This window comes from Komagataeibacter ossonobensis (assembly GCF_057359305.1).
Window position 1 is genome coordinate 82,068 of record NZ_JBXAYQ010000005.1, and the last position, 26,449, is coordinate 108,516.

The following is a 26,449-nucleotide window of genomic DNA, read 5'->3' on the forward strand; positions in this document are numbered from 1 at the left end:
TGCGGCGGGATTATTTCTTCAGCCGCACCATGACCACCTTGGGGTGGTGGCCGACCCATTCGACATCGACAATGCCGGAATCGGTTATCAGGTCGCTCAGGCGCGCGTAGCCGAAGTTGCGGGCGTTGAAATCCGATGCCTGCTTGGCCAGATGGGCACCGACCGAGGCGAGGTTGGCCCATCCGTCCTCGTTCGAGGACGCGTTGATGGCGTTGCGCAGCTTGTCCAGATCCTGTTCATCAAGGGTCTGCACCGGCTGGCCGAAGGGTAGGCCACGGGACGTGGTCCGGTCTGTCCGGTGCCTGTGTGTTTCCACATCATGCGCGGCGTGGTGATTGAGGACATCGAAATAGACGAATTTGTCGCATGCCGTAATGAAGGGGCGTGGCGTCTTGCGTTCCCCGAACCCATAGACCGTCACCCCCTGTTCACGGATGCGGGCGGCAAGACGGGCGAAATCGCTGTCACTCGATACAATGCAGAACCCTGCGAACCGCCCGGTATACAGCAGGTCCATCGCATCAATGATCATCGCGCCATCGGTGGCGTTCTTCCCGGTTGTATAGGCAAATTGCTGCACGGGCTGGATTGCGTGTTCCAGCAGGCATTCCTTCCAGCCATTCAGGTTGGGCTTTGTCCAGTCGCCATAGATGCGCTTGACGCTGGCGACCCCGTAACTGGCGATTTCTTCCAGCAGGCCAATGATGATCCTGGGGGATGCATTATCCCCATCAATCAGTAAAGCGAGCGCCTTGTCAGCATTTGCCTGCATCATGTCCTCCATGGAATGCCGTGTCCCGTCGCTGGTCAGATACAGGCTGCCGGGCGATCGGACAAATGACGCAATCCCGCTTTTTGCCAGTCCTGTCTTTGGTGCCGTGCGTGCCTAAGTGTACTTTGGAAAATTCCTATTTACACATATGACCGCAACGGTTGATCGTCGTTGCATAAATACATCGTTCCGCGTCTATCGAAGGGGTAGCTGCATTATATGGTCCGTGCCCTGATCCCGTTCGGTTTTCCCATCCGTTCCACGCTGGAGGACGCCAACTGATGCAACTGGACATATTCAAGACGTTGTGGGGCGATACCCGTCCATGGGACCAGCCTGTTGCCGATATGCGGGCAGCGGGTTTTGACGGGATCGAGGCACGCATTCCACCCACCGTGGCGCAGGCGAGCGAATGCGCGCGGATCCTGCACGGCGAAGGCGTGCCCTATATCGGCATCGCCATGACCGGTGGTGGCGTATTACCCCGCCAGGCGGCCAGCGTGGATGATCATGTCACCGATCTGCGCGCCATACTGGAACGCGCAGTACCCATGTCACCACGTTTCATAAACGTACTGGGCGGCAATGATCGGTGGAATGCGGCCCAGCAGGTCGAATTCATTGCGCGGGCACAGGACGTGGCACGCGATACCGGGTTGCTGTGCAGTTTCGAAACCCATCGCGCGCGCATCCTGTCCAGCCCGTGGATGACGCTGGATGTCATCCGCCAGCATCCTGACGTGCTGTTCACGACTGATATCAGCCACTGGGTCGTGACCTGTGAACGGCTGCTGGATGACCCGCTGGATGATTTCAGCGCCTTTATCAGCCGGGTCCATCATGTACAGGCCCGCGTGGGGTATGACCAGGGACCGCAGGTACCCCATCCGGCCGCCCCTGAATACCAGCCTGCCCTGCGGTTTCATCAGCAGTTCTGGGAAAAGGTCTGGCTGTCCCAGATGGCGCGGGGCTACGCCACCACCACCCTGACCCCCGAATGCGGGCCAGATGGCTATCTGCACACGCTTCCATTCACCAATGCGCCGGTGGCCGACCTATGGGGGCTGAATGTGTGGATGGGACAGACGGAACGCCACCATTTTCTGGATTTCATCGCGACCAAGCAACAGGATCATGCGTCATGACGTCTACCAAACAGGATACGGTAATGCCCGGTCACGTCGAGACCTTTACTTCCATTCCCGTTGTCAATATCGCGGGGCTGTACAGTCCTGATCTTGCCGCGCGTCAGGCCGTGGCGGAGGAACTCGGGGCTGCGGCGCGCAATGTCGGCTTCCTTTATATTTCCGGCCATCAGGTGCCGGATGCCGAGATCGCGGGCGTGCGCAAGGCGGCGCGGGATTTCTTCGCGCTGCCTTACGAAGAAAAGATGAAATACTACATCGGCACGTCCGCCACGCATAAGGGCTACGTGCCGGAAGGCGAGGAAGTGTACAGCAAGGGCCGTCCCGATCATAAGGAAGCCTTTGACATCGGTTTCGAGGTCCCTGCCGATAATCCGCTGGTCAAGGCGGGCACGCCGCTGCTGGGGCCGAACAACTGGCCCACGGTGCCCGGCTTCCGTGCGGAGGCCGAAGCGTATTACAAATCCGTTTTCGCGCTGGGGCGCACGCTGTTCCGTGGCTTTGCCCTCGCCCTTGGGCTGCCGGAAACGTATTTTGATGACCACGCCAATTTTCCGCCATCCAAACTGCGCATGATCCATTATCCGTACGATGCGGATGTAAAGGATGCGCCCGGTATTGGCGCGCATACCGATTATGAATGCTTTACCATCCTGCTGGCGGACCAGCCGGGGCTGGAAGTCATGAATGGTAATGGCGACTGGATTGACGCGCCGCCGGTACCGGGCGCCTTTGTGGTCAACATTGGTGACATGCTGGAAGTCATGACCGCAGGGGCCTTTGTCGCGACCGCGCATCGCGTCCGCAGCGTCCCGGCAGAACGATATTCCTTTCCCCTGTTCTATGCCTGTGACTATCATACCAAGATCCAGCCGCTGCCAGCCTTTGCCAATGGCGCGCAGGATTATGAGACCATTACCATCGGGGAACACATGTGGGCGCAGGCGCTGCAGACCTATCAGTACCTTGTCCGTCGCGTGGCGGACGGGACGCTGTCGCTGCCCACCGGCGCGCGCAAGGTGGCCACATTTGGGCACTTCAAGCGTGCAAAAAACGATAAGGCCTGATTCCGCCACGGCGGCCAGGCATTTGCTACAGGATGGGATTTTCCAACATCATGTCTACTGCACCGGCTACATCATCTGCCATGACAGAGCAGGCCCTGCGTGAGGATCTGGCAGCAGCCTATCGCCTGATCGCGCATTTCGGCATGACCGACCTTGTCTATACGCATCTGTCCGTGCGTCTGCCGGGGCCAAGTCATGCCTATCTGGTCAATCCCTACGGCCTTCTGTTCGAGGAAATTACCGCCAGTTCCCTGGTCGTGGTGGATGCGGACGGCCTGCCCAGACAGGAAACGTCGTGGCCGATCAACCCGGCGGGGTTTGTCATCCATTCTGCCATCCACCGCAGCAGGCCCGATGCCGCCTGCGTCATGCATACCCATACCATTCCCGGCATGGTGGTGGCGGCACAGGACCAGAACGTCCTGCCGCTGAACCAGATCAATATGGAATTCTACGGCAGCGTCGCCTTTCACCCCTACGAGGGGATTGCAGCGGATGATAACCTGAGCGAGCGCGAACGTCTGGTGCGCGACCTTGGTGACCGCAATGCGCTGATTCTGCAGAACCATGGACTGCTGACCGTTGGTACGACCGTCGCGCATACATTCTATCGCATGTATTACCTGAATCAGGCCTGCAGCATCCAGATCGCGGCGCAGGCGACGGGGGTGCCGCTGCACATTCCGTCCGAGGCGCAGATCCTGCGCGCGAAAAAGCAGTTTGATGATGATCCCGATCAGGGCCGCCTGATCTGGCAGGCCCTGCGCCGCAAGCTTGATCGTGAACAGCCGGATTACAAGGACTGATACGGCCTGAGGTTGTGCGTTCTGACAGGCCTGCAGGTATTCATGCCTGCGGGCCTGTTTGCATGATGTCCGTTTTCAGGAGGAATGAATAAGGCGATTAGGTCGCACCTTTTCAAAAGCCGCCAGGCCAGTCTGCGGAACGAACGTTCCTGCACATGGTCATAATGTCCGTAGGATCTGCGAGCTGCGGGACTCGAACCCGCACGCCCTGTTGCGGGCGCAAGATTTTAAGTCTCGTGCGTCTACCATTCCGCCAAGCTCGCATATACGGACCTGTTTAGCATATGCAGGGCGCAGGACAATCATTGGCCATGATTTTATTGAATTAAATTGTCAGTACCCTATTCGTAAATCGCGGCAGCCTGGATCAGTTTATAAAGATCGGACCATGTAATATGATGGGGATCAGGCTGATAAAACAGGGTATCGCGGCCTTCGAATGCAGTCAGCCACGCCTGTATTGCTTTCAGAAAATTTCTGGTACGTTCATTTTCTTCGGGGAAATGGGATCTTTCAGCAAAATATCCCGTAATCATAAGAAAGTTTTTGATAAAGCTTTTTTCAAAAAGCTTTGAAGAACGTCGCGTTTTTGAAAAAAGGCGACACTCAAAAACCTTTACTGTTTTTCATCAATGAGTTGTTTTTAAATAACCTCTTAATCCACACCATAGGCGGATTCCTTCGCAGGCAGACCATCTGCCCTGCTGGCCCACCATTGCGGCGGCGGTCAGCGGGGCAGCGGCTGTATTACTGCTGGAAAGCGCGGGCCAGAATATTCTGTTTTTCCAGTGATACCGGCAGGGTGGTATTGGTCAGGGCAATCCCCTGCCAGCCTGCGCCCAGCGCCGTGTAAAGGTTGATCGCGTCCTGCAGGCGTTCCAGCCGTGCCATGGCCTCGGCATTCTGGGCGTTCAGGGTCGTGCGTTCGGTTGTCAGCACTTCCAGGAACCCGACCAGACCGGCGGCATACAGCTTGCGTGCGCGCTCACTGGCCAGTGCGCTGTCTTCCGCGGCCTTGGACAGCAGTTCGGTGTGTTCTTCATCATCATGCCACGCGGCCATCGCGTCTTCGACTTCCTTGAAGCCGTTGAGGACGGACTGGCGATAGGCAAGCCTGCTGGCTTCGGCCGCAGCCTGCGCCATACGGATCTGGGAAGTATATTTCCCGCCATGCATCAGCGGCAGGGACGCCATCATCAGGAACTGCCAGCTCATGCCGCCCATCTGGAACACCTGATACAGGGCCGATGCATTGGGGTTGAAGTTCAGCGGAATGGTGAAGTTCGGGTAAAGCTGGGCAACGGCCACGCCAATGCGTGCTGTCGCTTCGGCATAGGTGCGTTCCGCCTTGCGGATATCGGGACGGTTGGCGATCACCATGGACGGCAGGGTGGACGGGAATTCCGGAACTGGTGGCAGCGGCTTGGCCACCTTCAGTTCCAGTTCCGATGTGCCGGGCATTTGCCCCATAAGCACGTCAATCGCATGCGTGATCTGGGAAATATGGGTTTTCAGCGGTTCACGTGCCGCCGTCTGCGAATCCAGTTCCGCCTTGGCCTGCGCGATCTGCATGGTGTTACCCACGCCTTCCAGATACAGGCGGTTGGTCAGGTCATAGGCATCCTGTGCGACATGGATATTGTTGTTGGCGATTTCCAGCCGCAACTGCTGGTCGCGCAGCATCATGTAGTCACCGGCCAGTTCGGACAGCATCATGACCATGACGGCGCGACGGTCCTCGATCGATTCCTCGACCGCGCGGTTTTCGGCTTCCACGCTGCGGCGGATGCGACCGAACACGTCAATCTGCCAGCTGGCGCTGAACCCATAGCCCAAATACGATGCCTGCGGGTGGTTGACCGGGTTGCCGGGCCGCAGCGGCCAGTTATCGATATTGATCGAATACCGCACATCACCCGCGGATGCCTGCGTATCCACCTGCGGATACCACTGCGATGCCTGCACGTCACGGATGGCGCGTTCGGACATGATACGCTGGCCCGCGACCTGCAGGTTATAGTTCCCCGCAATCGCCTTATCGACCAGCTTGTCGAGTTCAGGATCCTTGAACAGGTGCCACCACTGTTTCAGTTCCTTGTTGGTTTCCTCGATTTCCTCAGGGGTGGCGGCGTGGTCATCCTCGGTAAACTTGGCCGGGGGTTTCATCCGGTCGGGCTGGTAACGGGGGCCTACCGTACAACCGGCCAGGAAAATGGCCGATGTCAGGAACAGGCCGGTCCGGCGGGTAACTGCGTTGATGTTCATGATCGTGCCCGGCGCCTTACAGATGGTCTTGCAGCCATGTCGTCAGACGGCCGCGTTGGGTACGGGACTGGGGACCGACGCTGATCGTGGCGGTCATGCCGGCCGCCAGTGTCACGCTGTCAGGCACATGGTCCAGATGGATACGGACCGGGATACGCTGCGCCAGCCGCACCCATGTGAAGATCGGGCTGACATCCTGCAGCCCCAGGCCGTCGGGCCTGCCGTTCTGGTCATTGATACCGCGGGCGATACTGACCACATGACCGGGCAGGATGTCCTTGTAACCCATCAGCTTGACACGCGCATCGTCACCCACATGCACGCCCCACATCTTCGTTTCCTCGAAATAGCCGTTGACCCAGTAGGAATCGGCGTCAATCACCGCCAGCCGCGCATGGCCCGCCGTGACATAATCACCCACCCGCAGGTTAAGGTTGGTGATGTTGCCGTTAACCGGGGAATACAGGATGGAGCGCTGCAGGTTCAGCTTGGCCAGGTCAAGGGCCGCGCGCGCCGCATCAACCGACGCGATCTGCGTTGCCACGTTCGAGTTGAAGACTTCCTGTTCTTCCGCCGACACGATACCGCCCAGTCCCATACGGCGGCGCGCATCATTCTGCTTGAGCTTCAGGTCTTCCAGCGCACCGTCCAGCCGGGCCTGTGCTTCGCGTATGGCAAGGCGGAAACGTACGGGGTCAAGCACGAACAGGGGGTCGCCCCGGTGCACGAACTGGTTGTCGACCACGGGCAGTTGCACCACGGTTCCCGACACTTCCGGCGCCACGTCCACGACATAGACGCGAACACGTCCGTCACGTGTCCAGGGGGCAATCATGTAGGTGTCCCATAAGGTGACGCCCATGACGATGGCCATCGTCACGACCGCCAGGGTCAGGACCACACGGATCAGGGTGCGCAGGAGGGGCATGGGGATTTCTCGAACCTTCTTGGGACAGTCAGATGTACAGGATCATCAGGCAGAGGACGCAAGTGTATAGCGCAACCTCGAACAGGGCGAGATGCCAGAACCATTTCATTATGCCGCACCACCATAACAGCGATCGCAGCAGCATGGTGACAGGCAGGGCAGCCACGGCATAGACGACAATCGGTGCCATGAAGACACCGAATAGGTTGAATTCGCTCAGCATCAGGCGGTTCTCATTCCGAACGGTCCCGTTGAAGGAGGAGCAGGCACGGACAAGCCATGACGGACTGTATCCCTGCCCGTCGCTATCTGTAGCCGACCAGACGCATGGAAGAAACCGGCAATGGAGACAAACTGCATGGATGGGACATTCCGTCGTGGCATCGGGTGCCGCCATGCAGGCAGTGCCGGGGCATGGGCACGCAATGGGACGGACAGCAAAACGGGGGTCATGCCTGTCCGCCGCCCGGGGCGCCGGTCCGGGTGCACAGATTGGCCTCGATCCGTTCAAAGACGGAATAGCAGGCCTGCAGTTCAGGGGTGGAAATGCCATGCAGCAGGCGGTTGGACACGGCTTCCACCGCATGGCGGACCTGGCGTGCGGTGCGTTCGCCCTTTTCCGTCAGGCTGACCAGTTTGGAGCGTTTATCGTCACGGTCGGGGGAACGGAACACCAGATCACGGCGTTCCAGTACATCAAGCAGGCGGGCAACGGACGGGGCTTCGATTTCAAGGGCGCGCACAAGGTCGGTCTGGCGCACGGGGGGCGGCAGCAGGCCAAGGTACAGCACTGGCCGCCATGTCGCTTCCGTCAGGCCGTATTCCTGCAGGTCGCGGTCAACCTGCCTGCGCCATGCGGCACCAAGCCGGGCGAGACGGCGACCAAACGACAGTTCCTTCTCGTTGCGCTCCAGATCGGGCATTCTGTTCCGCCAGCTTGGACATACAATTATTAAGCATGCAAACCATTTGCGTGCTTAGTATATCCAGAAGCTGCACGTTTCCAGAAAACGACAAAGTGAGCCAATGCAATTTCAGCATGGATACTATCTGGCAATGACGTGGATCATTGCCAGACTGTGCGGGCCGGTGGCCTGGGGGGTTATTTTCCGCGCCCCGTCATGACCTTGAACAGGTTCCATACCGCCCGGCCGGTATGGCGGGTCAGCGGACCGGCAACCGTCGTGGCCACGGCGGACAGGGCAACGGTCTGCCGCAGTTCGTTCAGGGCGTGTTCACGCGCGAATCGTACACGGATTTCTTCCGGTGTCATGTAGGAACGCCGGCCCATGACCAGCCCCATGACAACCACCAGAAGATCGGCCCCGAATACGGCCGCAGCCGAACCAAGGGCGCTGAAGCCCAGTGTCTGGTAACAGAAGGCCCACAGCAGCCCATGGCCCGAAATGACTGCGAAAAAAGCAAAGATAGCCGCCACAACCAGGAATGCAGCCTGACGACCAAGACGGATCGCCATCAGCTTGCGTAGGGTCAGTTCCCCTTCAATGATGGTTTTACCGATTTCGCCTATTCTCATGATGCTCGCGTATCCTCTGGTTGCAGCAGGCTAGAAAGCCTTATTTCGTTGCGCGGCCAAGAAAATAGCCGATCACCGAGAAAATGGCGATAGCAACAAGCGAACGAGCGCGTGAGCCACCCTTCTTGGGTGCGTGTTCCGCCAGGTTTTCGCGTGCCTGGCCCGCCAGATGTTCCGCCTTGCTGGCAACATCATGCAGGGCCTGCTTGCCGTGCGTGTGCAGCAGGTTCTCGATGTGGCCCTTCAGGGCCTGCAGGTCTTCGTGTGTGACGTGCTTGATGGTTTCGGTCTTGCTCATGATCGTTTCCTTTGTGACGAGTGAAGCCAACAATCCTCTGGTAAGGAGGTAACCATTGCTTATAACGCGTTATCTCCCCAGTCAGGTTTCTGTTATCGCATGTCTCCTTTCTCCATTCGGCTGGTTGTCAACGCGCTCCGGGCCTTTTCCGGTGCGCCGGGCCTGTCTTTTTCTGCCGCGGCGGGCCAGTGCCTGACGGTTGTCAATGACAGGACCGACTGCCTGTGCGTGCTGGCGGACCTGCTGGCGGGCCATGTGTCCACCTGCGCGGGACAGGTCATGGTTGACGGGGTTGACGTGACCGGCCTGCCACCCGACCGGCGGCCATGCGCGCTGGTGGGATGGCGCGATCCGCTGTTCGCCCACATGACGGTTCAGGCCAACCTGGCCTTCGCGTTGCGGGCACGCGGGGAGGAATCGCATGCCGTGGCGGCACGGGTGCGCGCCGTGCTGGCGCTGCTGGGGCTGGATGGGCTGGAACATGCCCGTCCCGCCACCTTTTCACCCGAACAGGCGCTGCGTGTCATGATTGGCCGCGCCCTGGTGTTCGAACCCCCCGTTCTGGTGCTGGATGATCCCTTTACGCCGCTGCCGCCTGCGGCCCGCGTGGCCATGCGGCGTCTGGTCGGCCGGCTGGTGCGCGCGCGTGGCCTGTGTGTGGTGCTGCTGACGCGGGAGCGCGAGGATGCGCTGCTGCTGGGGGATACGATTGCCTATATGGATGGCATGGAGATCGTGCAGCTTGGCACGGCGCTGGACCTGTTCGACCGCCCCGCGTGTGACCGGGTGGCGACCGGGTTCGGCCATGCCAACAGCCTGACGGTCCGCGTGGCCAGTGTCGAGGATGATGTGGCCCTTGCGCACCTGCCCGGTGGCCTGCCGGTCGAAGCCATGGCCGCCCCGGGCGTGGAGGCGGATCAACTGGCCATGCTGTGCATCCGGCCGGACCGGATCGCGGTCATGTTCCCCTCGCGCCCCGGCATGGCGGGGGGCGCTGACCCCGACGGGCCGCCGGTGCTGGAGGCGACCCTGACGGACATGCGGCAGATGGGCGATCATGTGCTGCTGCGCTTCAGGCTGGCGAATGGGGAGGAACTGCTGGCGCGCCGTCCGCCCACCCTCGCCCTGCAGCGTGTGGCGGCGGGGCAGGTGGCCATACTGGCGTGGCAGCCGGGGCAGGCAATTGCCTTTCCGTTCCGGGGTGAAATGGGGTAGCGTCCGGCATTCTTCGCCCCTGCCTGAAAGATTGTTTCCTGTCCGTGTTCCAGTTTGCGTCCCGTCCCCGCGTCCGTATCGGCCTGTTGAGCCTGCTGGTGGCGTCCTTCGCCCCGTCCGTCCGGTCTGTTTCGGCTGTTGCTGCGACCCCCGTACGGCATAAGGCCGCCCTTGTGGTCGCCAGCACGGAGTCGCAAATGACACAGGCGCAGAATGCCGCCTTCCTCCAGCCTTTCGCGCGGGCGTCCCACCAGCCGGTGGCGCAGCAGGCATGGAACGGCACCCTGACGGAACTGGAAAGGCATGGCCTGCATGCGGGACGCGCGGGTACATGGTCACTGGTCTTTGCCGAGGACAGCACCATCCGCGCCGCCTGCGTGCGTGAACTGGTCATTCACCTGGCCGGTAGCGCCACCAACCCCGACGGGTGCGGTGTGCCGGGCATGACAACCCAGATCGTGGTGGCATGGGACCAGACACGGCGCAGACTTGCGCCACGCTGGGTTGATTTCTGGGATATCGTGCGTTTTCCCGGCAAGCGTGGCCTGCGGCGTGACCCGCGTACCACGCTGGAAATCGCGCTCATGGCCGATGGCGTGGCGCCGGGCGATGTGTATGGCCAGCTTGCCACACCGCAGGGTGTTGATCGCGCCTTTCGCAAGCTGAGCCAGCTTCGCCCCTATATCACGTGGTGGTCCACCCCGGCGGATGCCACCAGTATTCTTGAACATGGACAGGTGCTGATGGGCAGCGCGCCCGGTGACGCGGTGCGCAGCATTGCTACGCGCTACAGGGACAGGATCGGCATCAATACGGACATGGCGCTGTCCTATGGCCTGTCATGGGGCGTGGTGGCCGGGCAGTCGGCCTTCCGGCTGGGGCAGGCGCGCAACCTGCTGCACTTTATCATCCAACCTGACCAGCAGGCCGCGTTCCTTGCCCGCTATCCTGCCGCGACGACACCCGATACGGCGCATGCGCCCGTGGCGTTGCCGGTGGATGTGCAGTTCTGGCAGGCACATTACCCCGACCTGTCACGCCGCTTTGAGACATGGTTGCGGGATGCGGGCTGATGCTGCCTGACCTTGCTGCCCGTCCGGCCGGGCTACTGGGGCTGGATGGGACCTGTATCGCGCTGGGTCTTGTGGTGGCGTGCGGGCTGGTGCTGGCGGTGCATGTCGTGCTGTACCGGGCATGGCCCGCGTGGTGCGTGCTGCTGCGCGGCATGCTGCTTTGTCTTGTGCTGCCGGGACTGGGTCTGGCGGTATGGTGGCCGGACCTTGCGCATGGGAACGGAATGGCCAGATGTATCGTGCAGGGGCTGTGCCTTGCCCCTGCCGCGATGTGGCCCCTGCTGCGGGTGCTGGACCGGATTCCGCCGGGCCTGTCGCGCACTGCCTGTGGGTTGGGAGCGGATGCGAAAATGCGTTTCCGGCTGCTCTGGCTGCCGCTGCTGGGCCTGCCGGTGGCGGGGGTGGTGGCGTTTTCGTTCGGTATGATCGTGCTATGCGCCATGGCGGCGGTGGCCGGGCATTGAAGATTTTATGGATTTGATACGGCAGGACCACGACCATGACAGATGACACCCCGCCATTCTGGGAAACGACACCCCTTGAGCAGATGTCTTCCACGCAGTGGGAGTCGCTGTGTGACGGGTGTGGCCGGTGCTGCCTGCACAAGCTGCGTGAGGACGAGACGGATGAAGTCCTGTTTACCGATGTCGCCTGTCGCCTGCTGGATACCACGTCGTGCCTGTGTACCGATTATGAACACCGTCAGCGCCGGGTACAGGACTGTATCAGCCTGACGCCAGAAATGCTGGCGGATATCGACTGGCTGCCGCCAACCTGTGGGTATGTGCTGGTACGTGACGGGGAACCGTTGCCATGGTGGCACCCACTGGTGTCCGGCACCCGTGATACGGTGCATGAGGCAGGCATATCCGTAAGTGGCAGGGTCATCAGTGAACGCAAGGCGGGCATGCTGGAGGACCATGTGGTTGACTGGCCCGGCGAAGCCCCACGGAATGCATTCTGCCGCACGCGCCCATCCCGGCCGCTGATAAAAGGGTAATAAAAGTTTTTGGCTGCTGCCTTTTTTCAAAAAGACGATGTCTTGTCGAAGCTTTTTGAAAAAAGCTTCACCAAAAACGCCTTCATGAATTTACAGGATGTTTCATGGCAGGAATACTGTGACGACCGGGACGGAGGTCGTGCCCATCGCGTCCGGTCAGGTCACGGTATGCTGGCGGGCATCGCGTCAGGCGCGGCGTATTTCCATGCGGATCGATCCCCGTAGCGGGCATGTCGTCATTACCCTGCCGCGTGGCGCGCGCAAATCGGATGGGCTGGCGCTGCTGCGCGCGCATTCCGCATGGGTGGCGGCGGGGCTGTCACGCCTGCCACCGCCTGTTGACCTGTGCCATGGCGGCCATGTCGTGCTGGATGGGCGGCGCCATGAAATCCGCCACTGTCCCGACGCACGGCGTGGCGTATGGCTGGAAGACGGGGTGCTGCATGTCAGCGGTGCGGAAGAATTCGTCCCCCGCCGTGTCAGCGCCTATCTACGCGCACAGGCGCAGGTCCGTCTGCCCGCCCGCCTGCGCGCGCAGGCTGAAGCCTGCGGCCTGAAACCGATACAGGTCAGGCTGCGCGATACGAAAAGCCGGTGGGGCAGCTGTTCATCCGATGGGTCGATCATGCTGTGCTGGCGGCTGGTCATGGCGCCGCTGGAGGTTCAGCATTACATCATTGCCCATGAACTCGCGCATCTGCGGCACATGAATCACGGGCCGGATTTCTGGTTATTGGTGGACAGCCTGACCCCGCACCGGCGTCAGGCCGAAAAATGGCTGCATGACCATGGCGCCAGCCTGCACCGGATCGCCCCGGTCTGAGCGTGTCTGATAAAAGAGCAGCAAAAGTTCCTGGTGAAGCTTTTTCCCAAAAAGCTTTTAAAAGACACCACCTTTTTGAAAAAAGGCGTCAGCCAAAAACTTTTATTACCTTTCGAGGGATATCTTATGCAGTGAACTGTTCGGTTATAATCCGTTCCGACAGGCTCTGCCCCGGATCGAACAGCACGGTAGTCTGCAATTCCCGCGCCTCGCTGATTTCGACGGAAATGACATCGCGCACTTCGGTAAAGTCGGCCACGGCGGCCACGGGGCGCTTGTCGGTTTCCAGAATGTCGAAACGCACCTGCGCCGTGGAAGGCAGCAGCGCGCCGCGCCACCGGCGCGGGCGAAACGCACTGATGGGCGTAAGCGGCAGCAGGTTGGCCGATAGCGGCACGATTGGCCCGTGTGCGGACAGGTTGTAGGCGGTTGACCCTGCCGGTGTTGAAATCAGCACCCCATCACATATCAGTTCGGGCATGCGCACGCGTCCGTCCACCCCGATGCGGATTTTCGCCGCCTGCCGTGTCTGGCGGAACAGGAATACATCATTCAGCGCAAGGGCATGGATGCATTTGCCCTCGACCGTCGTGGCCTTCATGCGTAGCGGGTGCAGGATGGCAGCCTGTGCCGTGGCAAGGCGGGCGGGCAGGTCATCGGGCACGGCGGGGTTCATCAGGAACCCCACCGTCCCGCAATTGACGCCATATACCGGCAGTTTGCGCCCCAGCGTCGTATGCAGCATTTCCAGCATGAAGCCGTCGCCACCAAGGCAGACCAGTGCGTCCGCTTCATCCGGGGGGCATTGCCCGTACTGCCCGACCAGACGTTCCAGCCACAGCTGCGCGCTTTCGTTCGGGGCCGCGGCAAAGCTCAGTTTCGTGGGAAGGTACCCATCGGTCCAGCCGGGGTACGACATGTCATTCATGGGGTGTGGATGGACAGGCGGTGATGCGCCATGACCGGCATGCGTTCGCGTATGCTGTCGGTTACCGTGCGGTCCAGGCGCGCGGTACTCCACCCCGGTCCGTCCGAAACCTGGGCCACGACGGTGCCCCATGGGTCGATGATCATGGAATGGCCGTACGTGCGGCGCTTCTGGCCATTTTCGTCCGTATGGGTGCCGGTGGTGCCACAGGCGACCATCCAGCACTGCGTTTCGATCGCGCGGGCACGCAGCAGCGTTTCCCAATGCGCCAGCCCCGTTTCCACCGTAAAGGCGGCAGGCACCAGCAGCACGTTCGCCCCCCGCGCCCGCAGCGCGTGGAACAGCGCGGGAAAGCGGATATCGTAACAGATGGCCAGTCCCGCCGTAAGGCCAGCAGAAAGCGGCGCGGTCACAATGTCCGAACCGGGTTCGTACGTATCGCTTTCGCGGTAGCCTTCGCCGCCGGGGGTGGTGACGTCAAACAGGTGGATCTTGCGATAGCGCGCGCGCTCACGCCCCTTTGCATCAAACAGCACGGACGTATTGAACAGCCTGTCACCATGCCGTTCCCCGATGGACCCGCCATGGATGATGACGCCATGTTCGCGCGCCATGTCCGACAGGAACCGGTACAGCGGCCCGGCTTCCCCCGTGCCATCGGGGGCGGGCAGGGTCTCGGCCGCCGCGAACTTCATGTCCCGGGTGCCACCAAGGCAGCTCCACATTTCCGGCAGCATGACAAGGTCGGGCTTGTCCGCCGTGATGGCGGCGGTAATCAGTGCGCGGGCGTGTTCGATATTATCGGGCGCGGATGCGCCGGGCGCCATCTGGATGACAGTGGTGCGCATCAGGATACGTACTCCGTGGGCATTGGCCCCCGACCATAGGACAGGCAGCCCCGCGCCCGCAACCGGTATGGCCTGATCGTGCGCCCTGTTAAAAGCCGTGGCGGCGCGATAGGATGTGGCCGTACTTCATATTGAAAAATCAATGGCGCATTCCTCATCTTCCCGAACTGTCATCTTCGCCGCCCTTGGTGGCAACCTGCTGGTGGCGGCAACCAAGTTTGCCGCCGCTTTCATGACCGGCAGCGCCTCCATGCTGAGCGAGGCCATCCATTCCCTGATCGATACCGGCAACCAGGGACTGCTGCTGGTCGGCATGCGGCGTGCGACGCGGCCGGCTACGGCCATGCATCCGTTCGGCTACGGGCTGGAACTGTATTTCTGGACCTTTGTTGTGGCGCTGCTGATCTTCGGGCTGGGGGCCGGTGTGTCCCTGTATGAAGGGATCATCCACATCATCCATCCGCAGCCCGTCGCGCATGTGCTGGTCAATTACGTCGTGCTGCTGGCCAGCATCGTGTTTGAAGGCTCGGTCTGGCTGATGGCGCTGCGGACTTTCCGCAAGGAAGGCAAGGGCCGTCGCGGCTGGGTCGAGGCCGTGCAGATGAGCAAGGACCCCACCGTATTCACCGTCCTGTTCGAGGATACGGCAGCACTCAGCGGTCTTGGTGTCGCGCTTCTGGGCAATATCCTGGCCGAGTGGCTGGACATGCCGGTGCTGGATGGCGTGGCGTCCATCATCATCGCGTGCATTCTTGCGGTGACGGCGGCGTTCCTTGCGCGGGAATCGCAGTCACTGCTGACCGGCGAAGGCGTGGCGCCGGAGGTGCTGGTGGCCCTGCGCCGCATGGCGCTGGCGGCCAGCGGGGTGGAGCGGCTGAATGAAATCCGCTCCCTGCATTTTGGCCCACGTGACGTGCTGGTGGTGATCAGCCTTGATTTCCGCAACGACATGACGGCAGGGCAAGTGGAAATCGTGGTCAGCGCGCTGGAACACCAGATCAAGCAGGCCTACCCCGAGGTGACCCGTGTTTTCATCGAGGCACAGGACAGCCGCACCCAGCCCCCGGGCACGGCCGCCAGCGGCAGCGTGCCTACGCCGTAACGAATTCGGTCGCCCGGTAACCCTGCGCGAACAGCAGGGTGCGCAGGGTGGTATGATTGACCTGGCTGGTGATTTCGCGCCGGACAGCGGGCTTGGCATGGAAGGCGATGCCCGCACCGGCCACGCGCAGCATGGCAAGGTCGTTCGCGCCATCGCCCGTCGCCATGGCGTCACGCATGTCCAGACCGCCCGCCGCCACCAGGCGGCGCAGGTGCGCAAGCTTCGCATCCGGGCCAAGGATGGGCTGCCCCACCGTGCCCGTCAGCGTGCCGTCCGCATCCAGCAGGGTATTGGCGTGGTTTTCATCAAAACCGCATAGCGCCGCCACCTTGCTGGTAAAGAAGGTGAACCCGCCCGACACCAGCGCCGTGCGTGCGCCGTTCGCGCGCATGGTGCGTACCAGTTCCACGGCACCGGTATTGAGCTTCACATCCTGCCATGCCCGTTCCAGCAGGCTGACCGGCAGGCCGCGCAGCAGGGCGACACGTTCACGCAGGGCGGATTCGAATTCGATTTCCCCATTCATGGACCGCCGGGTGATGTCGGCAATCTTTTCCCCGATCCCGGCATGGGTCGCGATGTCATCCAGCGTTTCGCAACTGACGATGGTGCTGTCCATGTCGGCCACCAGCAACCGCTTGCGGCGGTTGTCGCGCGGCGTTACCAGCACGTCCATCCCGCGCCCGGCAAACACATCCCGCATGGCCCCGATATCCGGCTGTTCCCATGTCGCGGGGGCATTGCAGTCGATTTCAACCGCTTCCCCTTCCGACAGGGTGACGGGAGCATTGCCGCGCACCAGGTCACGCGCGGTCTGGATATCAACCGGCGTGAGGGATGTGGCGCCACGGTTGGCCACCAGTACAAGGGTATGGGAAAAAGAAGAGGAATCAGCCATGGGGTCCGGGTATATGACAGGTGAGAGACAATGACACGCCCCCCTGCCGGGCGGGCGCGCGTGGCGGTGATCGTGGCGGGTCCGACCTGTTCGGGCAAGTCCGCACTTGCGCTGGCCCTTGCACGGCAGGTGAACGGTACCATCATCAATGCCGATTCGATGCAGGTATATCGTGACCTGCGTGTCCTGACAGCCCGGCCTGACGCCGCCGATGAAGCCAGCGTGCCCCATGCATTGTACGGTGTGTTGCCAGCAGCGGAATCCGGCAGTGTTGCATGGTGGCGCACGCAGGCTATCGCTGCGGCCCGTACCGCATGGGATGCCGGCCGGGTGCCGGTGTTCTGTGGCGGCACGGGCATGTATTTCCGCGCGCTGACTGATGGGCTGGCGGATATACCCCAGCCGCCCGACGCCATCCGTGCGCAGGCACGCGACATGGTGGACCGCCTTGGGCCAGCGGCAGTGCATGACATGTTGCGCCAGCGCGACCCTGAAACCGCCGCAACCCTGCGCCCGACCGATGGACAACGCATTGCCCGTGCATGGGAAGTGCATGCGGCCACCGGCCATGGGCTGGCCTGGTGGCGGCGTGAAGCCATGCTGCCCCCGCTGCCCGCGCGTTTTGTCGCCATACGTCTGCATCCCCCGCGTGACGTGCTGCGCGCGGCCATAGCCCGCCGGTTCCATGCCATGCTCGACCTTGGCGCGATGGATGAGGTCGCCCGCCTGCTGGCGCAGGACCTGTCCCCGGCCCTGCCAGCCATGCGCGCCCATGGCGTGCCCGAACTGGCCGCTGTGCTGCGGGGCGAAATGGATATGGCGGCAGCGACCCAGCAGGCCATCCGCCTGACCGGGCAATACACGAAACGACAGGCGACATGGTTCGCCCATCACGCGCTGGCGGCGGAGATGGACACATTTTTATATGAAAAACGGTTTGAAAAATGCGAAACCGCGCAACAAATGGAAAGGTGGAGCAATAAAATCATTTCTTTTGTTATTAACCGCATTGACGCGGGCCAAGGGTTTCCGTAAACCCGGCCCCGGGATTTCGCCCCCGAGGGCTGGCCGGATTGTTCCGGTGGCTTTGGGCGAAGGAGCAGGAACATGAACGCAGCATCGCACCAGACAGACCTGAAGCCTCAAACCGCTGGCACGGATACGACCGTACTCAGCGGTGCGGAAGTGCTTCTGCGCGTATTGGTCGAACAGGGGGTCGAAGTCATTTTCGGCTATCCCGGCGGCGCGGTCCTGCCGATTTATGATGCCATTTTCCGTCAGAACGCGATTCGCCACGTGCTGGTCCGTCATGAACAGGCGGCGGTGCATGCGGCCGAAGCCTATGCCCGGTCCACCGGCAAGGTCGGCGTGGTGCTGGTGACCAGCGGCCCCGGTGCGACCAACACCGTGACCGGCCTGCTGGATGCCATGCTGGATTCGATTCCGGTTGTGTGTTTTTCTGGTCAGGTGGGCGTGCCGCTGATCGGCACCGACGCCTTTCAGGAAGCCGACACCACGGGCATCACCCGCCCTGCCACCAAGTACAATTACCTTGTGCGCCGCGCGGACGAGATTGCGCCCAGCGTGCATGAAGCCTTCCATATCGCGCGCAGTGGCCGCCCCGGACCGGTGCTGGTTGATCTGCCGAAAAACCTCATGGTTGGTCCCGCGCCCTACGTGGCGCCGCCGCGCACGCCGCACCCGTCCTACCGCCCGCAAACCGAACCGGGGCGGGATGTGATCGCTCGCGCCGTGGCTGCCATGAAAGGCGCGCGCCGCCCGCTGTTCTATACCGGTGGTGGCATCATCAATGCCGGACCCGGGGCCTCCACGGCCCTGCGCCGTCTGGTGGAAAAGACGGGGTTCCCCTGCACGTCCACGCTTATGGGGCTGGGGGCGATGCCTGCGGGGGACCGTCGCTTCCTGGGCATGCTTGGCATGCACGGCACGTACGAAGCCAACATGGCCACCCATGACTGTGACGTGCTGATTGCACTCGGTTCGCGCTTTGATGACCGCGTGACCGGGCGGCTGGATGCGTTCTCGCCCGGTTCGTTCAAGATCCATGCGGATATCGACCCCAGCCAGATCAACAAGATCGTGCGGGTGGATGTTGGCGTTGTGGGGGACGCACGGCGCGTGATCGAAATGATGCTGGAGGAATGGGACTGCACCCCCGCCAATACCCGCCAGCCGATCGATGTCGCGCAGTGGTGGCACCAGATCAATGAATGGCGGAAGATCGACAGTCTCGGCTTTTCGCAGGACATGGCGCCCGATGCGATCATCCGCCCGCAATACGCCATCCGTCGCCTGCATGAGATGGCGACTGCCACGGGGCGCGATACATATGTCTCGACCGAGGTGGGGCAGCACCAGATGTGGGCGGCCCAGCATTTCGGTTTTGACAAGCCCAACCGCTGGCTGACCTCGGGCGGGCTTGGCACCATGGGCTATGGCCTGCCGGCCGCTGTTGGCGCGCAGGTCGCCCACCCCGATGCGCTGGTGATCGACATTGCGGGGGAAGCGTCCACGCTCATGAATATTCAGGAACTGTCCACCATCGCGCAGTATCGCCTGCCGGTTAAGGTGTTCATTCTGAACAACCAGTATATGGGCATGGTGCGGCAGTGGCAGGAACTGCTGCATGAATCGCGGTATTCCGAAAGCTACAGCGCGGCGCTGCCCGATTTCGTGCGGCTTGCGGAAAGCTTCCACGGGCGCGGTCTGCGGGCGACATGCGTGGGTGAACTGGATGGCGTGATTGCCGAAATGCTGGCCCATCCGGGTCCGGTGGTGGCCGATATCTGTGTTGCACAGGATGAAAACTGCTACCCCATGATCCCGTCGGGCGCGGCGCATAACCAGATGCTGCTCGGTCCCGATCAGGATGACGAGATCAGCGCCGAAGGCCGCATGCTGGTCTGATCGCCCGTCAGTCCCGGCGGCCTTTCCCGCCGGGTGCTTTTCGTCCTTATCCTGCTGGCATGCAGCCTGCGTGCCAGCACCTTCAGCAGTCAGGAAACACCATCATGACCACGCAGCAGGAGAGCCCGGTCTCCGCGGTCATTTCCATTCAGGTCGAAAACGAAAGCGGCGCGCTGGCACGTGTCATCGGCCTGTTTTCCGGTCGTGGATACAATATCGAAAGCCTGACCGTGGCCCCGGTTGATGAAACCGGCCGCCAGTCGCGCATCAATATCGTTACCACCGCCACCCCGCGCGTGCTGGAACAGATCCGCGCGCAGGTGGAACGCCTGGTGCCGGTGTACCGCGTGTCGGTCATGACGGCGGCGGACCCCCACGTCGCGCGTGAAATGGCGCTGGTCAAGGTGATCGCCAGTGGCGAACGCCGCGCCGACGCCCTGCGCATCGCGCAGGCGTTCCGCGCCCATCCTGTTGATGCCTCGGCCACTTCGTTCGTCTTTGAGCTGACGGGTGCGACCGACAAGCTCGATGCCTTTATCGACCTCATGCGTCCCCTTGGCCTGGCCGAGGTGTCGCGCACGGGTGTCGCCGCCATCGCCCGTGGCGCGGCAATCCTGTAAGGGTCGCGTTTTTACCTGATCGATTCGTTTTTCATTCCCAAGGAGTAAGATCATGCGCGTCTATTACGATCGCGATGCCGATGTGAACCTGATCAAGAGCAAGAAGGTCGCCATCATCGGTTACGGCAGCCAGGGCCATGCCCATGCCAACAACCTCAAGGATTCGGGCGTGACCGACATCGTTGTCGGCCTGCGTCCCGAATCCAAGGCCGTCGCCAAGGCCGAAGCCGCAGGCTTCAAGGTCATGACCCCCGCCGATGCCGCCAAGTGGGCCGACGTGGTGATGGTGCTGACCCCCGATGAAGGTCAGGGCGCGCTGTACAAGGAATCGCTGGAAAAGAACCTCAAGCAGGGTGCGGCGCTGGCCTTCGCCCATGGTCTGGCGATCCACTTCCGCATCATCGAAGCCCGTCCCGACCTGGACGTGTTCCTGATCGCGCCGAAGGGTCCGGGCCACACCGTGCGTTCCGAATACCAGAAGGGTGGTGGCGTGCCGTCGCTGGTGGCCGTGGCACAGAATGCTTCGGGCAATGCGCTTGAAATCGCGCTGTCCTATGCTTCCGCCAATGGCGGTGGCCGTGCGGGCATCATCGAGACGACCTTCAAGGAAGAGGTCGAAACCGATCTGTTCGGTGAGCAGGCCGTGCTGTGTGGTGGCCTGGTTGAACTGATCCGCGCCGGGTTCGAGACGCTGGTCGAAGCAGGCTACGCGCCGGAAATGGCATATTTCGAGTGTCTGCATGAAATGAAGCTGATCGTGGACCTGATCTACGAAGGCGGCATTGCGAACATGAACTACTCCATCTCCAACACGGCGGAGTATGGTGAATACGTGTCCGGCCCGCGCGTGATCACGCCGGAAACCAAGGTCGAGATGAAGAAGATCCTGACCGACATTCAGGACGGCACCTTCGTGCGCAACTTTATCCTGGAAAACCAGTCCGGCAACATCGGCTTCAAGGCTACCCGTGCCCGCAACAACGAACACCAGATCGAAAAGGTGGGCGAGAAGCTGCGCGCCATGATGTCGTGGATCGGCAAGAACAAGCTGGTCGACAAGGCCCGCAACTGATTATTGCACGACCGGGATCGGGGATGGTGCGCCATCCCTTTTTCCAGACGCCAGCCGGGCTGTCCCGGCTGGCGTTTTTTTTATGTCGGCTTTTCCAGTTGTTGCCAGCATTTGCCGTGACACGGACCGGGGCGCGGTGCCACCATGCGCGCCGGATATGAACAGCAGGAGCACCGTACCGTGACGGATTACGTGATTCCCCCCTACACCCTTCCCGTTGTGCCAGTGGAGGGGCGTGCGGGTGTCTTTCCCGTCCGGCGGATATGGTGCGTGGGGCAGAACTACGCTGCCCACGCGCGTGAAATGGGCAGCAATCCCGAACGTTCCGAACCCTTCTTCTTTTCCAAGCCGGGTGACGCGGTGGTGCCGGGTGGCGGCCTGCTACCGTTTCCGGTCAGTACGTCCGACCTGCATCATGAGGTGGAACTGGTAGCGGCCATCGCGCGTGAGGGGGAGAACATCCCCGTGGAAAAGGCGCTGTCGCATATCTATGGCTATGCCGTAGGGCTGGACATGACCCGGCGTGACCTGCAGGCCGCCGCCAAGAAGGCGGGACGGCCATGGTCGCTGGCCAAGGGGTTTGACCAGTCCTGTCCCATTTCATCCATTGTTCCCGCATCGGTCTGTGGCCACCCCGCAGGGGGCGCCATTACGCTGAGCGTGAATGGTGAATCCCGGCAGAAGGGCGATCTGGTGGAAATGATCTGGTCCGTGGCCGAGATCATCTCCTCCCTCAGCCGTTTTGTCGCCCTTGCCCCCGGTGACCTGATCATGACCGGCACCCCGTCGGGCGTGGGGCCGGTCCGGCGTGGCGATGTGCTGCATGCCACCTGCGCCGGTGTGGGGGAACTGAACGTGACCTATACCGCCTGAATACATGCGGTGCGGGCTGTCATGCCGTGCGCCAGTCATTGAGAGGCTGTTTGGAAACAGAAATTTTTTGGGTGCTGCTTTTTCAGCAAGGACGGCGTTCTTTGAAGCTTTTTTCAAAAAGCTTCACCAAAAACTCTTAACAATTTTCACGATGTTTCACGGACAGTCTCCAAATCTCTTCATGCAGAAGGATTGAAAAGACATGCAATACCGTCAGTTGGGCCGTTCCGGCCTGCGGATTTCCGCCTTTACGCTGGGTACGATGACATTTGGCGGCAAGGGTGACTTTGCCAAGACAGGTGATACCGACCTTGCCGGTGCGCGTCGGCAGATCGATCTGTGCATTGATGCCGGGGTCAACATGTTCGACACGGCCGATATCTATTCCACCGGCGTGTCGGAAGAAATCCTTGGCGCAGCACTCAGGGGCCGCAGCGACGATATCATGGTGACCACCAAGGCCCGTTTCCGCATGGGCAAGGGGGCGAATGATGCGGGCCTGTCACGCTATCACCTGGTCAGCGCATGCGAGGCCAGCCTGAAGCGGCTGGGACGTGACCATATCGACCTGTATTACCTGCACGAATGGGATGGTCAGACCCCGCTGGATGAAACGCTGGAGGCGCTGGATACCCTGACCCGGTCAGGCAAGATCCGCTATGCGGGGGTTTCCAATTTCTCGGCGTGGCACATCATGAAGGCGCTGGCTACGGCGGAACGCAACCGCCTGATCGCGCCAGTGTCACAGCAGATCTATTATTCCCTGCAGGCGCGGGATGCGGAATACGAACTCCTGCCCGTGGCGGTGGATCAGGGGATCGGTGTGCAGGTCTGGAGTCCCATGGCGGGTGGCCTGCTGTCGGGCAAATACCGGCGCGGCAAGCCCCAGCCACAGGGCACGCGGCAGATCGAGAACTGGGGCGAGCCACCGGTCCATGATATCGAGAAGCTGTATGATGTGGTGGAAGTGCTGGTCAGCATTGCCGAATCTCGTGACATTTCGGCGGCACAGGTGGCGCTGGCATGGGTGGCGCAGCGTCCGGCGGTGACCTCCATCGTGATCGGCGCGCGGACGGAGGCACAACTGATCGATAACCTCAAGGCCGCTGATCTCAGCCTGACGGCTCAGGAAATCAGCCGTCTGGATGACGCCAGCGCGCCGCCGCTGCTCTATCCCTTCTGGCATCAGGCCAGCACGGCATCGGACCGGCTTTCACCCGCCGACCTGCTGCTGCTTGGCCCGACGGTTGCCAGAAAAGGCAAGTAAGACAGATGTTTCCTTCCCCGCCCTGTCAGGGTGGGGAACCCTGTCGGTTTCATGCGGTGTTGCCGCTGGGTGAATGGCCGTTACGTTGATAAGGCACGGCAATCTTGACATGGATCAAGGTTGCAGGGGCGGCGGCAATGGTCAGCTATCCCCCATGGAAATCCGGGCTGCCCGATGCGGTATGACAGGAAACAGGGGAAGGAAATCCACGCCCGATATCTTGTAATAACATCCAGTTGATCCCATCTGGAATCCAGCGCCATGCCGTTGCCTGTTGAGGGACGGCGCAGTGGCACAACCTGTTATGTCGCCTGATTGAAAGGGACGAGGGAATAAATGAACATCGAGAAGTTTACAGAACGGTCGCGCGGCTTCCTGCAGGCGGCACAGACCATTGCCATGCGGGATTACAACCAGCAGCTGACGCCGGAGCACCTGCTCAAGGCCCTGCTGGATGACGATCAGGGGGCGGCGGCCGCCCTGATCCGCGCAGCCGGCGGGCAGGTTCCAGCCATTACGGCGGCGAATGAAGCCGCCCTTGCCAAACTGCCGAAAGTACAGGGCGGCGGCGCGGGCCAGCCCAGTGCAACGGGCGAACTGGTGCGCGTGCTGGATGCGGCCGAACAGGCCGCGCAGAAGGCGGGCGATGAATACGTGGCCCAAGACCGCCTGCTGGCTGCCATCGCCGCATCCGAGACCCCGGCCGGTCAGGCCCTGCGCGGAGGGGGTGCGACGCCACAGGCGCTGGAAAAAGCCATTGCCACCATCCGCAAGGGACGCACCGTGGATAGCGAAAACGCAGAAGCCAATTTTGACGCGCTGAAGAAATATGCCCGCGACGTGACCGAGGTTGCGCTGCAGGGCAAGCTGGACCCCGTGATCGGTCGTGACGAGGAAATCCGCCGCGCCATTCAGGTCCTTGCACGCCGCAGCAAGAACAACCCCGTCCTGATCGGTGAGCCGGGCGTGGGCAAGACCGCCATCGTCGAAGGACTGGCGCAGCGTATCGTCAATGGTGATGTGCCCGAGGCGCTGAAGAACAAGAAGCTGCTCTCGCTCGACATGGGCGCGCTGGTCGCCGGTGCGAAGTTCCGTGGTGAGTTCGAGGAACGCCTGAAGGCGGTCCTGAAGGAAATCGAGTCGGCTGAAGGCCAGATCATCCTGTTCATCGACGAAATGCATACCCTGGTGGGTGCAGGTCGCAGCGATGGCGCGATGGATGCCTCCAACCTGATCAAGCCGGAACTGGCCCGTGGCGTGCTGCACTGTATTGGTGCGACGACGCTGGATGAATATCGCAAGTATATTGAAAAAGACGCGGCCCTCGCCCGCCGGTTCCAGCCGGTCTATGTGGGTGAGCCGACGGTGGCCGACACAATTTCCATCCTGCGCGGGATCAAGGAAAAATACGAACTCCATCACGGGATCCGTATCTCCGATGGTGCGCTGGTGGCGGCGGCAACGTTGTCCAACCGCTACATCACCGACCGCTTCCTGCCCGATAAGGCCATCGACCTTGTGGATGAGGCCGCCAGTCGCCTGCGCATGCAGATCGACAGCAAGCCCGAGGAACTTGATGAACTCGATCGTCGTCTGATCCAGCTCAAGATCGAACGCGAAGCCATTCGCAAGGAAGATGACGCAGCCAGCAAGGAACGTCTGGTCAAGCTGGAAGCCGAACTGTCGGAACTGCAGGAAAAGTCTGATGCCCTGACCGCCGCCTGGCATGCTGAAAAGGATCGCGTTAACGCGGTGCAGAAGCTGCAGGAGGAAATGGATCAGGTCCGTTCGGACATCGAGATCGCCCAGCGCAAGGGGGATCTGGGGCGTGCGTCGGAACTGATGTACAGCCGCCTGCCGCAGCTTCAGGCCCAGATTGCCAAGGCGCAGGAAGAAGCTGACCAGATCAGCAAGGGCGACGGCATGGTCAGCGATACCGTGACCGATCAGGGCATTGCCGCTGTCGTATCGCGCTGGACCGGCGTGCCGGTGGACCGGATGCTGGAAGGCGAGCGCGCCAAGCTGCTGCGCATGGAAGATGAACTGCGCAAAAGCGTGGTGGGTCAGGAACCGGCCCTCAAGGCGGTGTCGAACGCGGTGCGCCGTGCCCGTGCCGGTCTGCAGGATCCCAACCGTCCCATCGGTTCGTTCCTGTTCCTTGGCCCGACGGGTGTGGGCAAGACGGAACTGTGCAAGGCGCTGGCCCGCTTCCTGTTCGATGACGAGAAGGCCCTGCTGCGTATCGACATGAGTGAGTTCATGGAGAAGCATGCAGTCGCCCGTCTGGTTGGTGCCCCTCCCGGTTATGTCGGGTATGAGGAAGGTGGCGTGCTGACCGAGGCCGTCCGTCGCCGTCCCTATCAGGTCATCTTGTTCGATGAAGTCGAAAAAGCGCATGAGGATGTGTTCAACATCCTGCTGCAGGTGCTTGATGATGGCCGCCTGACCGATGGGCAGGGCCGCACGGTTGATTTCCGCAACACCCTGATCGTGCTGACCAGTAACCTTGGTTCCGAAGTGCTGGCCCATCTGCCGGATGGGGAATCGGTCGAAAGCGTGCGGCCGGAAGTCATGCAGGTCGTGCGCAACCACTTCCGGCCCGAGTTCCTCAACCGTCTGGATGAAATCATCCTGTTCTCCCGTCTGCAGAAGGCGGATATGGGCAAGATCGTGGAAATCCAGATCGGTCGCCTGCGCAAGCTGCTGGATGAGCGCAACATTCAGTTGCGTCTGGACAAGCGCGGTGAGGCATGGCTGGCGAACGAAGGCTATGACCCCGTGTATGGTGCGCGTCCGCTCAAGCGCGTGATCCAGCGTGCATTGCAGAACCCGCTGGCGGGCCTGCTGCTGGAAGGCACCATCCATGATGGTGAAACCGTCACCGTTGATGCAAAGGATGACCACCTGACCATCAATGGGAACGAGGTGGATGCCGACTGATATCGGCACGCCACACCGGACTTGGAGAAAGGAGGGGCTTGCCT

Annotated in this window: 26 protein-coding genes and 1 tRNA gene; 16 read left to right on the forward strand and 11 right to left on the reverse strand. The window is 61.5% G+C overall.

Translation table 11 applies throughout. The features are described 5' to 3' along the window. Nucleotides 1-10: 10 nt before the first annotated feature. Nucleotides 11-775 (reverse strand): NYN domain-containing protein, encoded by a 765-nt coding sequence (locus AC1RQ9_RS06135; RefSeq protein ID WP_193733044.1) that lies wholly within the window; start codon nt 773-775, stop codon nt 11-13. Between the two features lie 278 nt (nt 776-1,053). On the opposite strand from AC1RQ9_RS06135, the gene AC1RQ9_RS06140 reads away from it, so the two are divergent. The 3 genes from AC1RQ9_RS06140 (at nt 1,054) to AC1RQ9_RS06150 (ending at nt 3,790) form a co-directional block, all read left to right on the forward strand. Beyond that, the gene (locus tag AC1RQ9_RS06140; protein ID WP_485986016.1) at nt 1,054-1,917 is read left to right on the forward strand and encodes a sugar phosphate isomerase/epimerase family protein; all 864 of its coding nucleotides are present in this window, start codon (nt 1,054-1,056) and stop codon (nt 1,915-1,917) included. Next, nucleotides 1,914-2,984, forward strand: coding sequence for an isopenicillin N synthase family dioxygenase (locus AC1RQ9_RS06145; protein WP_193733037.1), 1,071 nt, complete (start codon nt 1,914-1,916; stop codon nt 2,982-2,984). The genes AC1RQ9_RS06140 and AC1RQ9_RS06145 overlap by 4 nt, the downstream gene beginning before the upstream one ends. An 80-nt stretch (nt 2,985-3,064) precedes the next feature. Then, nucleotides 3,065-3,790, forward strand: coding sequence for a class II aldolase/adducin family protein (locus AC1RQ9_RS06150; protein ID WP_253073260.1), 726 nt, complete (start codon nt 3,065-3,067; stop codon nt 3,788-3,790). A gap of 178 nt (nt 3,791-3,968) precedes the next feature. On the opposite strand, the gene AC1RQ9_RS06155 is transcribed toward AC1RQ9_RS06150, so the two are convergent. The 7 genes from AC1RQ9_RS06155 to AC1RQ9_RS06185 form a co-directional block, all read right to left on the reverse strand. Further along, nucleotides 3,969-4,053: transfer RNA gene (locus AC1RQ9_RS06155), tRNA-Leu, on the reverse strand. Nucleotides 4,054-4,537: 484 nt separating this feature from the next. Then, nucleotides 4,538-6,055 carry an efflux transporter outer membrane subunit gene (locus AC1RQ9_RS06160; RefSeq protein ID WP_485986017.1) on the reverse strand — a complete coding sequence of 506 codons (1,518 nt, stop codon included), beginning with the start codon at nt 6,053-6,055 and terminating at the stop codon, nt 4,538-4,540. Nucleotides 6,056-6,071: 16 nt separating this feature from the next. Further along, nucleotides 6,072-6,983, reverse strand: a complete 912-nt coding sequence (locus AC1RQ9_RS06165) for an HlyD family secretion protein (protein ID WP_010510089.1) — start codon at nt 6,981-6,983, stop codon at nt 6,072-6,074. A 28-nt stretch (nt 6,984-7,011) separates the two neighbouring features. Beyond that, complete coding sequence (locus AC1RQ9_RS06170) at nt 7,012-7,206, reverse strand: DUF1656 domain-containing protein (RefSeq protein WP_010510087.1); 195 nt, start codon at nt 7,204-7,206, stop codon at nt 7,012-7,014. 226 nt (nt 7,207-7,432) lie between these two features. Continuing rightward, the gene (locus AC1RQ9_RS06175) at nt 7,433-7,906 is read right to left on the reverse strand and encodes a MarR family winged helix-turn-helix transcriptional regulator (protein ID WP_193733034.1); all 474 of its coding nucleotides are present in this window, start codon (nt 7,904-7,906) and stop codon (nt 7,433-7,435) included. Nucleotides 7,907-8,085: 179 nt separating this feature from the next. Then, nucleotides 8,086-8,520, reverse strand: coding sequence for a hypothetical protein (locus AC1RQ9_RS06180; protein WP_193733033.1), 435 nt, complete (start codon nt 8,518-8,520; stop codon nt 8,086-8,088). 40 nt (nt 8,521-8,560) lie between these two features. Then, entirely contained in the window at nt 8,561-8,818 is a 258-nt protein-coding gene (locus AC1RQ9_RS06185; RefSeq protein ID WP_193733032.1) for a hypothetical protein, read from the reverse strand. A 99-nt stretch (nt 8,819-8,917) separates the two neighbouring features. Between AC1RQ9_RS06185 and AC1RQ9_RS06190 the strand changes: the two genes are divergently transcribed. The 5 genes from AC1RQ9_RS06190 to AC1RQ9_RS06210 all read left to right on the forward strand — a co-directional run bounded on the left by AC1RQ9_RS06190 (nt 8,918) and on the right by AC1RQ9_RS06210 (nt 12,929). Continuing rightward, nucleotides 8,918-10,033: an ABC transporter ATP-binding protein gene (locus AC1RQ9_RS06190; protein WP_485986018.1), complete on the forward strand. Its 1,116-nt coding sequence runs from the start codon at nt 8,918-8,920 to the stop codon at nt 10,031-10,033. Between the two features lie 44 nt (nt 10,034-10,077). Further along, nucleotides 10,078-11,106: an extracellular solute-binding protein gene (locus tag AC1RQ9_RS06195; protein WP_485986019.1), complete on the forward strand. Its 1,029-nt coding sequence runs from the start codon at nt 10,078-10,080 to the stop codon at nt 11,104-11,106. Further along, nucleotides 11,106-11,570 (forward strand): hypothetical protein, encoded by a 465-nt coding sequence (locus AC1RQ9_RS06200; protein WP_485986020.1) that lies wholly within the window; start codon nt 11,106-11,108, stop codon nt 11,568-11,570. Before AC1RQ9_RS06195 ends, AC1RQ9_RS06200 begins: the two co-directional genes overlap by 1 nt. Nucleotides 11,571-11,605: 35 nt before the next feature. Then, nucleotides 11,606-12,106 (forward strand): YcgN family cysteine cluster protein, encoded by a 501-nt coding sequence (locus tag AC1RQ9_RS06205; RefSeq protein ID WP_193733028.1) that lies wholly within the window; start codon nt 11,606-11,608, stop codon nt 12,104-12,106. A gap of 118 nt (nt 12,107-12,224) precedes the next feature. After that, a complete protein-coding gene (locus AC1RQ9_RS06210; protein ID WP_485986021.1) occupies nt 12,225-12,929 on the forward strand; it encodes a M48 family metallopeptidase in 705 nt (234 codons plus the stop codon). A gap of 124 nt (nt 12,930-13,053) precedes the next feature. On the opposite strand, the gene AC1RQ9_RS06215 is transcribed toward AC1RQ9_RS06210, so the two are convergent. Continuing rightward, nucleotides 13,054-13,857, reverse strand: a complete 804-nt coding sequence (locus tag AC1RQ9_RS06215) for an NAD kinase (protein ID WP_485986023.1) — start codon at nt 13,855-13,857, stop codon at nt 13,054-13,056. Then, nucleotides 13,854-14,705: a carbon-nitrogen hydrolase family protein gene (locus AC1RQ9_RS06220; protein WP_485986024.1), complete on the reverse strand. Its 852-nt coding sequence runs from the start codon at nt 14,703-14,705 to the stop codon at nt 13,854-13,856. The genes AC1RQ9_RS06215 and AC1RQ9_RS06220 overlap by 4 nt, the downstream gene beginning before the upstream one ends. Nucleotides 14,706-14,847: 142 nt before the next feature. On the opposite strand from AC1RQ9_RS06220, the gene AC1RQ9_RS06225 reads away from it, so the two are divergent. Then, nucleotides 14,848-15,807, forward strand: coding sequence for a cation diffusion facilitator family transporter (locus AC1RQ9_RS06225; RefSeq protein WP_193733024.1), 960 nt, complete (start codon nt 14,848-14,850; stop codon nt 15,805-15,807). Here AC1RQ9_RS06225 and serB read toward each other — a convergent pair. Next, nucleotides 15,797-16,705, reverse strand: a complete 909-nt coding sequence (gene serB, locus AC1RQ9_RS06230) for a phosphoserine phosphatase SerB (protein ID WP_485986025.1) — start codon at nt 16,703-16,705, stop codon at nt 15,797-15,799. The genes AC1RQ9_RS06225 and serB overlap by 11 nt on opposite strands. A gap of 30 nt (nt 16,706-16,735) precedes the next feature. On the opposite strand from serB, the gene miaA reads away from it, so the two are divergent. From miaA to clpB, 7 genes are all read left to right on the forward strand, one after another. Continuing rightward, nucleotides 16,736-17,740: a tRNA (adenosine(37)-N6)-dimethylallyltransferase MiaA gene (gene miaA, locus AC1RQ9_RS06235; RefSeq protein ID WP_485986026.1), complete on the forward strand. Its 1,005-nt coding sequence runs from the start codon at nt 16,736-16,738 to the stop codon at nt 17,738-17,740. A 72-nt stretch (nt 17,741-17,812) separates the two neighbouring features. Continuing rightward, complete coding sequence (gene ilvB, locus AC1RQ9_RS06240; RefSeq protein ID WP_485986027.1) at nt 17,813-19,633, forward strand: biosynthetic-type acetolactate synthase large subunit; 1,821 nt, start codon at nt 17,813-17,815, stop codon at nt 19,631-19,633. 104 nt (nt 19,634-19,737) lie between these two features. After that, nucleotides 19,738-20,253 (forward strand): acetolactate synthase small subunit, encoded by a 516-nt coding sequence (gene ilvN / locus AC1RQ9_RS06245; RefSeq protein ID WP_193733020.1) that lies wholly within the window; start codon nt 19,738-19,740, stop codon nt 20,251-20,253. Nucleotides 20,254-20,305: 52 nt separating this feature from the next. Then, nucleotides 20,306-21,325: a ketol-acid reductoisomerase gene (ilvC, locus tag AC1RQ9_RS06250; protein WP_010515698.1), complete on the forward strand. Its 1,020-nt coding sequence runs from the start codon at nt 20,306-20,308 to the stop codon at nt 21,323-21,325. Between the two features lie 144 nt (nt 21,326-21,469). Continuing rightward, on the forward strand, nt 21,470-22,198 hold the full coding sequence (locus AC1RQ9_RS06255) for a fumarylacetoacetate hydrolase family protein (protein WP_193733018.1): 729 nt from the start codon (nt 21,470-21,472) through the stop codon (nt 22,196-22,198). 202 nt (nt 22,199-22,400) lie between these two features. Then, nucleotides 22,401-23,465 (forward strand): aldo/keto reductase, encoded by a 1,065-nt coding sequence (locus AC1RQ9_RS06260; protein WP_485986029.1) that lies wholly within the window; start codon nt 22,401-22,403, stop codon nt 23,463-23,465. A gap of 336 nt (nt 23,466-23,801) precedes the next feature. Beyond that, a complete protein-coding gene (clpB, locus tag AC1RQ9_RS06265) occupies nt 23,802-26,405 on the forward strand; it encodes an ATP-dependent chaperone ClpB (RefSeq protein WP_485986030.1) in 2,604 nt (867 codons plus the stop codon). Nucleotides 26,406-26,449 lie beyond the last annotated feature (44 nt).

Bases quoted from the DNA above. Each gene is read 5' to 3' on its own strand.
- AC1RQ9_RS06165 (WP_010510089.1), bottom strand. From the start codon at position 6,983: ATGCCCCTCCTGCGCACCCTGATCCGTGTGGTCCTGACCCTGGCGGTC.
- AC1RQ9_RS06215 (WP_485986023.1), bottom strand. From the start codon at position 13,857: ATGAATGACATGTCGTACCCCGGCTGGACCGATGGGTACCTTCCCACG.
- ilvC (WP_010515698.1), top strand. From the start codon at position 20,306: ATGCGCGTCTATTACGATCGCGATGCCGATGTGAACCTGATCAAGAGC.
- AC1RQ9_RS06225 (WP_193733024.1), top strand. From the start codon at position 14,848: ATGGCGCATTCCTCATCTTCCCGAACTGTCATCTTCGCCGCCCTTGGT.
- AC1RQ9_RS06135 (WP_193733044.1), bottom strand. From the start codon at position 775: ATGATGCAGGCAAATGCTGACAAGGCGCTCGCTTTACTGATTGATGGG.
- AC1RQ9_RS06175 (WP_193733034.1), bottom strand. From the start codon at position 7,906: ATGCCCGATCTGGAGCGCAACGAGAAGGAACTGTCGTTTGGTCGCCGT.
- AC1RQ9_RS06220 (WP_485986024.1), bottom strand. From the start codon at position 14,705: ATGCGCACCACTGTCATCCAGATGGCGCCCGGCGCATCCGCGCCCGAT.
- clpB (WP_485986030.1), top strand. From the start codon at position 23,802: ATGAACATCGAGAAGTTTACAGAACGGTCGCGCGGCTTCCTGCAGGCG.
- AC1RQ9_RS06140 (WP_485986016.1), top strand. From the start codon at position 1,054: ATGCAACTGGACATATTCAAGACGTTGTGGGGCGATACCCGTCCATGG.
- ilvN (WP_193733020.1), top strand. From the start codon at position 19,738: ATGACCACGCAGCAGGAGAGCCCGGTCTCCGCGGTCATTTCCATTCAG.
- AC1RQ9_RS06260 (WP_485986029.1), top strand. From the start codon at position 22,401: ATGCAATACCGTCAGTTGGGCCGTTCCGGCCTGCGGATTTCCGCCTTT.
- miaA (WP_485986026.1), top strand. From the start codon at position 16,736: ATGACACGCCCCCCTGCCGGGCGGGCGCGCGTGGCGGTGATCGTGGCG.
- serB (WP_485986025.1), bottom strand. From the start codon at position 16,705: ATGGCTGATTCCTCTTCTTTTTCCCATACCCTTGTACTGGTGGCCAAC.
- ilvB (WP_485986027.1), top strand. From the start codon at position 17,813: ATGAACGCAGCATCGCACCAGACAGACCTGAAGCCTCAAACCGCTGGC.
- AC1RQ9_RS06160 (WP_485986017.1), bottom strand. From the start codon at position 6,055: ATGAACATCAACGCAGTTACCCGCCGGACCGGCCTGTTCCTGACATCG.
- AC1RQ9_RS06205 (WP_193733028.1), top strand. From the start codon at position 11,606: ATGACAGATGACACCCCGCCATTCTGGGAAACGACACCCCTTGAGCAG.
- AC1RQ9_RS06145 (WP_193733037.1), top strand. From the start codon at position 1,914: ATGACGTCTACCAAACAGGATACGGTAATGCCCGGTCACGTCGAGACC.
- AC1RQ9_RS06190 (WP_485986018.1), top strand. From the start codon at position 8,918: ATGTCTCCTTTCTCCATTCGGCTGGTTGTCAACGCGCTCCGGGCCTTT.
- AC1RQ9_RS06150 (WP_253073260.1), top strand. From the start codon at position 3,065: ATGACAGAGCAGGCCCTGCGTGAGGATCTGGCAGCAGCCTATCGCCTG.
- AC1RQ9_RS06185 (WP_193733032.1), bottom strand. From the start codon at position 8,818: ATGAGCAAGACCGAAACCATCAAGCACGTCACACACGAAGACCTGCAG.
- AC1RQ9_RS06170 (WP_010510087.1), bottom strand. From the start codon at position 7,206: ATGCTGAGCGAATTCAACCTATTCGGTGTCTTCATGGCACCGATTGTC.
- AC1RQ9_RS06200 (WP_485986020.1), top strand. From the start codon at position 11,106: ATGCTGCCTGACCTTGCTGCCCGTCCGGCCGGGCTACTGGGGCTGGAT.
- AC1RQ9_RS06255 (WP_193733018.1), top strand. From the start codon at position 21,470: ATGCGCGCCGGATATGAACAGCAGGAGCACCGTACCGTGACGGATTAC.
- AC1RQ9_RS06180 (WP_193733033.1), bottom strand. From the start codon at position 8,520: ATGAGAATAGGCGAAATCGGTAAAACCATCATTGAAGGGGAACTGACC.